The sequence below is a fragment of the Aminobacter sp. J44 genome, assembly GCF_007829415.1.
Lineage (GTDB): Bacteria > Pseudomonadota > Alphaproteobacteria > Rhizobiales > Rhizobiaceae > Aerobium.
This window is the reverse complement of the sequence record NZ_VLJG01000011.1, coordinates 74,155-82,054: the sequence shown is the minus strand read 5'-3', so window position 1 is coordinate 82,054 and position 7,900 is coordinate 74,155. Positions and strand designations below refer to the sequence as shown.

The window sequence follows — 7,900 nt, the reverse complement described above, 5'->3', positions numbered from 1 at the left end:
CGCGCCACCTCCCCCGCTTCGCAGGGGAGGATCCTGCGCTAGTACCTGTCAGGCGGAGCGGAAGGAAAAGCACAGGCGGGCCTGGGCGAAGCGCACGACAGTTCGGCTCGCGCCGCATGAACGGCCCTCAGATTGCCACCGCCCGAGCCTGATCCGGGACACCTGCCGGAACATCTAAGCCTAACCGATGGAGATAGCCACGCTCGGCGCCGCCCGCCCCCATCAACGCTGCGCCTAGCGGATGCTCGCCACCCACTCGCAGAGGCGGATGAGCGGTCCATGCGGGACATCGGGTTCGACAGGCGCTGCGCCGCTGCCGGCCGTAGCCGCTGTGGCCCCGGCGTCTGAAGCAGTTGCCCCCTGCCCGGCCGTGCCGCCCGTGCCGCCCGTGGCGGCCTGATTGCCGGATGGAGAAGCGCCGCTGCTGGAACCGGCCGCTGCCGCGTCGCTCCCCTCGCCCGACCGGGTGTCGCTCTTCGCGCAGTGGTCGCGCACGGCGGCCTGCTGCTCGGGTGAGAGCCTTGCGAAATTCTCGCGGAATTCGGGTTCTGGCCGCAACGTGCCGGCCCCGGTGTCGAGGAACAGCGCGTCGCCGATTTCGCCATCCCACTCGGCGGGCAGCGCGCCGGTGTCGCTGCCGGTGCCGCTCACGCTGACGCGCCCGGTCTTGCCGGCGGCAGTATTCGTCTGGGTGTCGTCCTGCGCCCACGCCGGGCTGGAAAGCGCCTGCGCCAGTCCCAGCGCCAGCACGGCGGCGCCGATCGTCATCTTCTTCATCGTCTGCCTCTTCGGGTTCATCTGCCGCCGAACCGCGCGCAACCGTCAATGTTCCGGACGATGAAGGCGGGGAACATTGGCAGGCAGTGGCGATTAGGCGCGATCAGGGAGCTCAGCCATGCCGGACCCAGACACGCCCGAGAGGGAAAATTCCGACCGCGTGCCCGACGGCACGCCCTATTCCGCCGAAAACGTCTGCCGCAAATGCGCCGGCACCGGCCGCCTCGAAGGGCGCGAGTGTCCCGACTGCGGCGGCAGCGGCAAGGTTACCACCCCGGTCGGCGGCGCCGGCTGAGCAGTTGAGCTGGAGATGACATGAGCGGAAAATCCTGGATGCTTCTCGCCTTCGTCGTCATCATCGTGCTGATCGCGGTGGTGATGAACCTTCAGCCCGAAAGCACCGACAACCCGCCCGCCGAGACGCAGACGGAAGCCAACTAGCCGGCCTGGGTTCCACACGTCCCTCCCTGCCCGTCAGCCGGCAGCAGCGCCCCTTTCCTTCAGCCACCCAACCAGCAGGTGCATCTTCGTGCTGTGCGAGCCCTTGAACAGGACGACGTCGCCGGAAGCGAGGTCGCGCAGGAGGGTTTCGCGCAGGTCATCGAGGGAAGCGGCGAAGGTGCCGCGTCTGGATGCGGGAAGGTTTTCCCAGAACGCGCGATAGAGATCGCCGCAGACATGGACCCGATCGATCGCGGAGGTGGCGATCAGGGAAGCAAGCTCGGTGTGGTAGGTTTCGGCGGCGGGGCCGAGTTCCGCCATTTCGCCAAGCACCGCGACGCGGCGCTGGCCGGGCTCGCCGGAAAGCCGTTCGAGGGCAGCCGCCATGGAGCCCGGATTGGCGTTGTAGGCATCATCAATCACCCGGATCGCGCGGCCGTTGAGGGACAGCTCGAACACCTCGCCGCGGCCGGGAAGTTCTGAGAAGCTTTCGATGAGCGGAAGGGCGGGTTCCAGCTCGTGGCCGAGCGCGGTGATGGCGGACAGGATGGCGAGGCTGTTGACCGCCATGTGGCGGGCGGACGAGGGGGGGGGGGGGGGGTGGGCCCGCGGGGGGGGGGGGGGGGGGAGCCGATGCGGTAGGTCAGCTCCCGGTCGAACAGGCGGGCGCGGACCTCGCGGGTCGCCGGATCGAAGGCCAGCAGCCGGACGTCGCATTCCTCCGACGCGCCATAGGCGATCACCCGCAGCTTGCGGGCTTTAGCTGCCGCGAAGACCGTTTCCCACTCGGCCATGTCGCGGTTGAGCACGGCGGTCGCGCCCTCCTTCATGCCGAGGAAGATCGCGCTCTTGGTGCGGGCAATGTCGGCCAGCGTCGACTTTTCGCCGAGATGCGCCGGCGCGATGTTGGTGAAGATCGCGACGTCGGGCTGCGCCATGCGGGCGCTGACGGCCATGCGGCCGATGGCGAGTTCCAGTACCGCGTGCGGCGTGTCCCACGGCATCGAGGCGAGGTTCCAGGCAACGCCATGCGGCAGGTTGGCGTTGAAGGCGCTCTTGCAGACCGGGCCCCATGCGGAGAGCGCATGCGCGGCCATCGCCACCGTCGTCGTCTTGCCGGAGCTGCCGGTGACGGCGACGACCTTGCCGGTCATGTGGGCCCGGGCATAGCGGCCCATCGCCAGCACCGCTTCGGCGGTGTTTTGCACCTTCAGGAGCGGCAGGCCGGGCAGGTCTTCCGCGGTATGCCCGGTGGTGATCGCGCCGGCTGGCGGCGGATCCATCCGCTTCACGACCGAGAGCAGCATCCCGACCTTTTCGTCACCGTGGCGAACCACGACGAGATTGCCCGGCTGCATCGCCGGCGCATAGGTCGACAGCCCCGCCGCGCGCCAGTTTTCCGGCGGAGGAACGATCCATTCGCCGGCGGTGGCGGCGGCGACGTTGTCCGCCGTCCACCCGGTTTCGGCTTCCTGCGGCGCCGCAACCTGCGCTTCTGTCGCCGCCATCTCGACAGCGCGGCGGGAGGCTTCTCCCTCGCGCAGATAGCGGAGGTAAGCAACGAACCCCGACAGGTAATGCTCGACATCGTCGATCCGTACCCGAAAAGCGTGGTGACGGATGAAGAAGGAGCCGGCGATCCGGTTGGGGTTGCGGTAGTACATCGCCAGCTCCGGCCAGAAATGGCCGTTGAGCAGATAGTGCGCGCGGGTCTCGAGCGCGCGGTAGAATTTGCCGATATCGACCAGCCCGAGCAGGTGCTTCAGCTCCGCGTTCCCGGCAATGCGGGAAAGCATGCGCTCGGCCGCCATCATCAGTTCCAGCAGCGTCGGGAAAGTTGTGATGCGCTCGATGACGAAGTCGAGGTAGTCGGCGAAATTCTGGATGCCGAAGCGGAAATAGCGTTCCTCCGGCCGGTAGCGCGTCAGCTCGTTGACGCAGTAGCTCAGCCAGTGGTCGTGGTGGCGCCAGTGCTCGGCGGCGATGAAATGCCCGAACGCCTTCTCGACGGTTTCAAGGAGAGCCGGGTTCCGCGTCTGCTCGTAGAGCCTCATCAGGCCGAAGGCCGCCTCGCCATCGTAATAGATGGTGCGGAAGGCATCCTTCACCGAAAGATCCGCGAAGTTGAGCACGTGGACGAAGGCGCCGGTCTCAGGGTTTTGCATGAAGCGGATGCCGGCCGCGAGCTTTTCGGCGAGCGGCAGGAGATCCGTCGAACCGGTTACGGCGCTGTACTTGGCAAGGGCAAGAATAGTGACGGCATTGCCGCCGAGCTTCACCTCGCCATTGGCTTCGACCAGAAACGCGGCCTCGCTGCCGTCGGGGAGTTTCGCCTCGCGCACGAGCTCGCGGCTGACATAGCCCAGCGAGCGGTCGATCGCCGCCTTCAGCTGCTCGTCGCGCGTCACCTCCCACGCCTCGATCATCGCATAGGTGGAGCTGGCGTGACGCAGCGCGTTGTAGGCCTCGATGCGCCGGTCGAAGCAGGGATGGTAGCCGTAGACGAAGCGGCCATCTTCCTGCACCTCGCCGGCAAGATAGTCCGACGAGTTGCGGATCAGGAAGAGAACGTCGTCTTCGGTCAGTCTGTCGATCCGCCGGCGGCTGGCGTCGGGGCCGGAGGGGTTGAGCGCGAAGCTTTCCCCCGTCTCGGCCGAGAACGCGCCGGCGGTCGAAAGGACGAACACCTCGCCGTCGTCGGCAAAGTTGACAGCTGGCAACTCGGGGAATTTCGTCCGCGCGTAGAGCGAAAAGTTCTTCTCGTTGACGACTGCCGAAAAGACCGCGTTGCCGCCATAGAGCATGGCATTGGCGTTTAGTTCCTGTTCGAGGAAAGCGACGCTGAGATCGCGGTCGAGCGCGAGGCCATGGCGGAAATAGTTGCGCTTGATGCCGGCAAGCAGCGCGCGAAACTCCTTCCAGCGCATGGGCTGAACATCCTCGACCCAGTCGAGCCGCAGCCACCTGCCGGTGATGTTCTGCGCCGCCATGACTTCGGCGAGGCGGCCGGCAGCCATCGCCCACGCGGCGTCGAAATCGTCGCCGGTGCCGCCGACGATCTTTGCACGGCGGTCGCCGTCGCTGACCGAAAGGAACTGCGCAAAGCGCGGATGCGGGGCGGCAAGCGGCTTCATCGCCGCCTGCCCCGCCCCGCGAAGCCGCGCGAGACGGCTGTCAAATTCCCGGTCAGGCATCAGCATCGCGGCTTCCGTTCAGGCCTTCTTAGCGTTCGCGCAGCGCTTCGCGCGCCTTGTTGAACGGCTTCGTGAGATATTCGAGCACCGTCTTGGAGCCCGTGTGGATGTCGACGGTCGCCACCATGCCCGGCGTGATCGGGAAGCGCTTGCCGGCCTTGTTCACCAGCGCGTCGGCAGCGGTTTCGATGAAGACGCGGTAGTAGAACACCTTCGGGTCGGTCTCGTCCTGGATCGTGTCGGGCGAGATCGAGGTGACCGAGCCTTCGAGCGCGCCGTAGATGGCATAGTCGTAGGCGGTGATCTTCACGCTGGCCCGCTGGCCCGGATGGATGAAGGCGATGTCGCGCGGCGAAATCCGCGCCTCGACCATCAGCTGGTCGTCGACCGGCACGATGTCCATCAGCTTGCCGTTGGGCGGGATGACGCCGTTGATGGTGTTGACCTCGATGTTCTTGACGACGCCCCGCACCGGCGAGCGGATGGTGAGGCGCGTGAGCGCGTCGGCCCGCCCGCGCACCACGGAGGCGAGCGCCTGCACCTCGGCATTGGCCTTGGCGAGTTCCTCGCGCGCGGCAACGACATATTGCGACTGCGTCTCGACCGCCTTCAGTTCCAGCTCCGCCAGCTGGCGCTTGAGGCGGATCACCTCGACGGTGCTGGCCGCACCCATCTTGGTCAGCGTCTCGTTGATCTCCAGCTCGCGCTTTACCAGCTGTGTCGACTCGTCGATCCAGGTCAGCGTCTGCTCGAGGCCGCGTTTGCGCGCCTCGTAGAGCTTCATTTCGGAGGCCTTGAGTTCGGGGTAGTCGTCAAGCTCGCGCGGGAAGACGACGTCGGTGCCGCTGACCTCGGCAAAGAGGCGGGCGGAGCTTGCGAGCGCGGCGCGGTACTTGGCTGCGCTTTCCTCGACATTGGACTCGGTCTTGACGGGGTCGAGCCGCGCCAGCACCTCGCCCGCCTCGACGATCTGGTCCTCGCGAACGTTGAGTTCGGCGAGGATGCCACCCTCGAGCGACTGGATCACCTGCTCGCGCATGGTCGGGATCACCCGGCCGCTTCCGGTCGACACCTCGTCGAGCGCGGCGACATAGGCCCAGCCGAGCCCCATGATCAGCAGGAGCGCGGTCCACCAGATGATGCGGCGCGACCGGCGCAGCCGCGCGCGGTCGCCCTCGATCTCGGTCCAGATGTAGTCGGCGTCTGCGTTCGTCACGGTCATGTCAGACCTCTACGCCGGATTCATGGTTGATCTTCGACGCGCCGTCGGGCCGTCCCTTCTTGCCGCCTTGCTGGCTCATGCCGCGCAGGACGAGCAGCGCCCGCTCGCGCTCGTCGTCGAGCGCGACCAGGCCGTTCTCGATGACGATGATGCGGTCGACGAGTTCCAGCGCTCGCATGCGGTGGGTGGCGATCACCACGGTCCTGTCCTTCGCCCACTCGCCGAACTCGCGGATGAAGTGGCGCTCGGTAGCCTCGTCCATCGCCGCGGTCGGCTCGTCGAGCAGCACCACGCGCGGCTGACGCACCAGAAGACGGGCCAGTAGGATCGCCTGCTTCTGCCCGCCCGACAGGCCGAGCCCGCCCTCGAGGATCATGTGGTCGAGGCCCTTCGGCAGCTTGCGGATGAACTCGTGGGCGCCGACCATCGCCAGCGCCTCAAGCATCTGCTCCTGCGTCGCGCGCGGGGCGCCCATCAGGATGTTGTCGCGCAGCGTGCCGTGGAACAGTCGTGCGTCCTGCGTGAGCAGGCCGACGTCGCGGCGCACATCAGCCGGGTCGATGTGCTGCATGGCGAGGTTTTCGAGCAGAACTTCGCCGGCGCTTGCCTCCAGCATGCCGGATAACGCCTGCAAGAGCGTCGACTTGCCGGCGCCGTTCTTGCCCAGCACGGCGATCTTTTCGCCGGGGCGGATGCGAAGGCTGCGCACCGACAGCGCCGGCGGCGAGGATTCGTCGCCATAGCGGAACACGGCGGACTTCAGCTCATAGGCGCCGGCGATCGCGTCGCAATGGACGCGCGTTTCGCTCGGCGGATGGTCGATCGGCATGCGCATGATCTGGTCGAGGCTCTTTGCCCCCACCCTTGCGTGCTGGATGCGGCTGGTCAGCTGCGCCACCTGCGCCATGGGCGCGATCATGCGCGAGGACAGGATCGAAGCGGCGACCAGCGCGCCGGTCGTCATCGTCCCCTCGATCACGTAAGGAACGCCGAAGAAAATGACGCAGGCATAGACGCCGAGCTGCACGCAGTGCGTCCAGGCATTGAGCCCGCTCGTCAGCGCGCACAGCTTGAGCTGCGCCTCGCCGGTGACCTGGTTGAGGTGGTTCCACTGCTGCTGGAAGCGGTCTTCCGCCTGCAGGGTCTTGATGTCCTCGATGCCCTGGATCGCCTCGACCAGCATCGCATTGCGCAGCGAGCCTTCCCGCATCGCCGACTGTGCATAGCGGCGCAACCTTCCCTGCGCGAGAATGCCGGGCAACAGCATGACAATGAGCGCGGCCAGCGGGATCAGCGCCAGCTGGCCGGCGATGTACCAGAACACGCCGAGGAACAGGAAGAAGAACGGCAGGTCCGCCAGCGCCGTGATCGTCGTCGAGGTGAGCATCTCGCGCACCTGCTCGATGTCGCGGATCTGGGCGATGAACGAGCCGGTCGACTGCGGCCGCACGCGGTTCTTCACCCGCAGCGCGTGGCCCATGATCCGGTCGGACAGGCGCAGGTCGATATGCTTGCCGATGATGTCGATCACGCCCGAGCGCGTCTTGCGCATGACGAAATCGAAGAAGATCGCCAGCATCATGCCGCCGAACAGCACGTAGAGCGTCGGATAGGACTGCGCCGGCACGACGCGGTCGTAGACCTGCATCGAGAACAGGATGCCGGTCAGACCCAGCACGTTCGCCACCAGCGAGGCGATCATGACGTGGAAGTAGGAGCCCCTGGCGCTAAGGATCAGCCGGCGCAGCCAGTTCTCCTCATAGGGCTTGATGTAGCTGTCGACGCGCGCGTCGGCGATCGATCGGCGCGGCCGCGCGACGATGATGGCGCGCGCCTGGCTGAAGATCTTTTCCGCCGGCACGGGCTGCAGGTCGTCGACATCGGAGAAGACGACGCCGGCCTGCTCGTCGTCGCTGAGCGCGACGACGACGGCGACCTGCCCGTTGCGCAGCTCGACGATGACCGGCAGCTGCCAGCTCGTCACATGCGACGTGGCGGGGTCGATGAAGCGCACGCGCAGACCGGCACCGCGCGCAAGCTCAGTGATCCGCGTCTGCGGCCTGTCGCTGGTCGAGAATGCGGAGGAGAGGCGCAGCCCCTGCACCGACATTGACAATCCATAGTGCTGAGCAACGTAGCAGAAGGCGGCAATCCAGCCTTCCGCGTCGAAGCTGCTCCCCCCGCCGCCGGTGCTCCCGGACGCTTCGATCTTCATCCTCTTGTCCTTCAGCTTCGCGTGCCCCCGCTTCGCTGAGTTTCGGATAGG

7 protein-coding genes are annotated in these 7,900 nt (G+C 66.7%); 2 read left to right on the top strand and 5 right to left on the bottom strand.

The window, feature by feature from the left end; all coding sequences use genetic code 11:
- Positions 1-234 precede the first annotated feature (234 nt).
- Positions 235-798, bottom strand: a complete 564-nt coding sequence (locus L610_RS20170) for a hypothetical protein (protein WP_186441360.1) — start codon at positions 796-798, stop codon at positions 235-237.
- A gap of 97 nt (positions 799-895) precedes the next feature.
- Here L610_RS20170 and L610_RS20165 point away from each other — a divergent pair, with 97 nt between their 5' ends.
- Complete coding sequence (locus L610_RS20165) at positions 896-1,072, top strand: hypothetical protein (RefSeq protein ID WP_186441358.1); 177 nt, start codon at positions 896-898, stop codon at positions 1,070-1,072.
- Positions 1,073-1,092: 20 nt separating this feature from the next.
- Positions 1,093-1,218 carry a hypothetical protein gene (locus L610_RS20720; protein ID WP_256366540.1) on the top strand — a complete coding sequence of 42 codons (126 nt, stop codon included), beginning with the start codon at positions 1,093-1,095 and terminating at the stop codon, positions 1,216-1,218.
- 33 nt (positions 1,219-1,251) lie between these two features.
- Here the strand turns inward: L610_RS20720 and L610_RS20450 are convergent, their stop codons facing one another.
- From L610_RS20450 to L610_RS05965, 4 genes are read right to left on the bottom strand one after another with little or no spacing between them, the layout of a single operon-like run.
- On the bottom strand, positions 1,252-1,677 hold the full coding sequence (locus L610_RS20450) for a glutamate ligase domain-containing protein (RefSeq protein ID WP_246658934.1): 426 nt from the start codon (positions 1,675-1,677) through the stop codon (positions 1,252-1,254).
- Complete coding sequence (locus tag L610_RS05975; protein WP_246658933.1) at positions 1,638-4,418, bottom strand: Mur ligase family protein; 2,781 nt, start codon at positions 4,416-4,418, stop codon at positions 1,638-1,640. Before L610_RS05975 ends, L610_RS20450 begins: the two co-directional genes overlap by 40 nt.
- Positions 4,419-4,440: 22 nt before the next feature.
- Entirely contained in the window at positions 4,441-5,634 is a 1,194-nt protein-coding gene (locus L610_RS05970; protein ID WP_144703403.1) for an HlyD family type I secretion periplasmic adaptor subunit, read from the bottom strand.
- 1 nt (position 5,635) lies between these two features.
- Positions 5,636-7,849: a type I secretion system permease/ATPase gene (locus L610_RS05965; protein ID WP_144703400.1), complete on the bottom strand. Its 2,214-nt coding sequence runs from the start codon at positions 7,847-7,849 to the stop codon at positions 5,636-5,638.
- Between the last annotated feature and the right edge of the window lie 51 nt (positions 7,850-7,900).

Excerpts from the sequence above, each read along its gene's own strand:
- L610_RS20170 (WP_186441360.1), bottom strand. The coding sequence starts at position 798 with ATGAACCCGAAGAGGCAGACGATGAAGAAGATGACGATCGGCGCCGCC.
- L610_RS20165 (WP_186441358.1), top strand. The coding sequence starts at position 896 with ATGCCGGACCCAGACACGCCCGAGAGGGAAAATTCCGACCGCGTGCCC.
- L610_RS20720 (WP_256366540.1), top strand. The coding sequence starts at position 1,093 with ATGAGCGGAAAATCCTGGATGCTTCTCGCCTTCGTCGTCATCATCGTG.
- L610_RS05975 (WP_246658933.1), bottom strand. The coding sequence starts at position 4,418 with ATGCTGATGCCTGACCGGGAATTTGACAGCCGTCTCGCGCGGCTTCGC.
- L610_RS05970 (WP_144703403.1), bottom strand. The coding sequence starts at position 5,634 with ATGACCGTGACGAACGCAGACGCCGACTACATCTGGACCGAGATCGAG.
- L610_RS05965 (WP_144703400.1), bottom strand. The coding sequence starts at position 7,849 with ATGAAGATCGAAGCGTCCGGGAGCACCGGCGGCGGGGGGAGCAGCTTC.